Here is a 2,553-nt window from a genome sequence, read left to right as displayed (position 1 = left end):
AAATCCTTCAGAATTTATTGTAGCTGTACTTCTCCCCGCCACCTTACTTGCTCCACCCAGCCAGGCACCTCCCTCCACTCCGGCTAATATCGCATTTATAATGGCCCCTTTTTTGTCCCCTTTTCCTAATGCCGCCATTGCTCGTGAAGCAGGGCCAAGGATAGGTATAAACGAAGTTAGCAGATTAGTTATCCCATAAAACATCTGGGAGGCTATTCCTCCGTCCCCGTAGGAAACATTACCCTTTGTTCCCGTATACATATAAGGCCGGATCGCTTCCATAAAGTCATCACGTATCGCCTGCCCCTCCTGGCGCCTCATCTCATAAAACCGGCCTTCATCTGTTGTAGCAATCCAATGTCCGTATTCCAGTTGTTTTTGATAATTGGAATAAGCCTCGTTTCTCCATTTTGTCCACTGAACATTTAAAGAAGACTGAAGACTGGCCATCCAGTTTGTTGAAGGGAAGAAGCTGTTACCATCAACATCCATATTCAATATAGGATCATTGCCACTATAATTGAAAGGAGAAAGTGAGGCGTATTTTTCACTTTGCGCATCCAATACCATCCATCTGCCAACCTGCTGATCATACATTCTTGCACCGTAATCATACCACTCTAACCCACTGCCATCCCCAAACTCTTTAGCCTGCAATTCCTTTCCATTATACTTCACCCTGTTCTCCGGGTACCTGGCAGACTTTAATGCAGTACTGCTGATTCCCGCCATCGTTAGTCCAAACGGGTAGTAATGGGTTTCTTCAAGCACTTTTCCCGTTGCCTGTGTCACTACTATATTATCAAAGAAAACATCCTGAGGGCTTTCATTGCTGGTGTATACATACAGGAAGCCACTCTTTGTGATAGGCATCTTTTCCTGCGCAATGGTTTGCAGCTGATCAGGTTCTCCTTTCACCTGCTTTACACCACTATTCTCTTCCACCAGCTTAAATTGATCATCAAACAAAACAAAATTCAGATAAGCCCTGGGCTTATCCAGCTTGTTCTGGTTGGGGTCTTTTTCTTTTAACTTCCTGTAATCATTATTGTAAAAATTGGTATTAAAAGGCGTTGGATTATTCACTGCACTTGTGCTGTGATCTGATGCAGGCCCAGCCTGCCCGCCAAACGCATGTATCAGGTCCGCTACTATATTTTCAGCAGGTAATTCTGTAGACTGTTTTTCCTTAGGACCGTTGGATTTATAGAATGCTCTGGCGCCTATCTGGATGGTATCCCCTCTCATTACTCTGAGAACCAAAGAGGGGCCAATCTTCTTTCCTTCATCTTTTGCATTCAGCCTCGCAACTGATTCATTCTTATCTGCACTGCCATCTGAAGGATAACCTACCGGTTTGGGTACACGGGTGGCTTCAATATTACTGAACAACGCCGTCTCTTTGGCCGCAGCCGGTACTTCCATCGTAGCGGCATACATAGAAAGATCCGTTTGTTCTGTGAGCACCAGCCGGGTATTACCAAGATGGTCTTCAACAAAATAGTCATATACATAAGAGGGGGCAACACCTGTTTTATACACCAGCCTCACACGCCCTTCTTCGTGTCCCAGGTATTGCAAGCTATCATTCTGATATACTAACCCTCCGATGTAATTGGTAGTAGTGACCCTGGTCGGCGATACGGTGTTGTCTGTTACTTCTTTTCTTAATTTATTACCAGCTGCATCATACTGATAGCGGATGATTCCTTTGTTGTCAATATTGATCTGTACAGGCAGATTAAGATGGTTATAACTGATAGCAGATATCCCCTTATTCAGATCCTTTGACAAACTACCATTGGGGTTATAAATGTAATCACCATCAGTTTTGTGACCATCCTTAAAGTCACCCAGAGCTGAGGACACTCCACTTGTATCAAATACGGAAGATAGTTTATTGCTATTGGGATAATAACTATACGCCAGCTGATCTATTGATACAATGTTAGTACCATCCATGCCTTTCTGCGACATTTTCGTAATGTTTCCATTGGCATCATAGGTAACCCAGGGAACCGCAAAATCCATCTTATCTTTTGTCCAGGGCGCCCCTGTAGTATTCTGCTGTGTAAAATATGCCTGAGTCAAACGGCTTGCTTTATCATAGCTGTAACCATAAGCTTTAGGTTGTGGGTCATTCCAGCCCTTCCAGCGAATACCAGATATCTTACTATCGTAAAGCCTGGAATCAAAGCCATAGTCATAATTCAGTTCCTCCCCAAAGTGAGAGAGATTATTACCATTGATCAGATAATCTTTATTCAGACTCTTCAGCCAACCACGAATATTATACTCATAGGACAGCTGCTCAATAGCCTGGTTGGTAGCCTGCAAACCCAATGCTTTAGTCTTTAATTTTCCAAGTTCGTCATAGTCATTGGTTGCAATAACTCTTTCCAGCCCCGGATCGTCATTAATCCTTTTCGTTACGCTGATTGGTCTGCCCGCCTGATCATACGCCATCATGGTAAGAACAGTAGTTTGGGGAGTAATACCACTGCGTGGGTTAGTATACCGTTGATAAGTGCTTAATATCTTTCCGTTGAAGTC

Annotated in this window: 1 protein-coding gene; it reads right to left on the bottom strand. The window is 43.6% G+C overall.

Features of this window, described 5'->3' with window-relative positions:
• The coding region (locus VM802_RS14850) for an RHS repeat domain-containing protein (protein WP_325531800.1) at positions 1-2,553 on the bottom strand (2,553 nt) is incomplete at both ends.

It is taken from the genome of Chitinophaga sp., from assembly GCF_035538455.1.
Lineage (GTDB): Bacteria > Bacteroidota > Bacteroidia > Chitinophagales > Chitinophagaceae > Chitinophaga.
The sequence above is the reverse complement of the archived record's forward strand: the minus strand, read 5'-3'. Positions and strand labels throughout refer to the sequence as shown.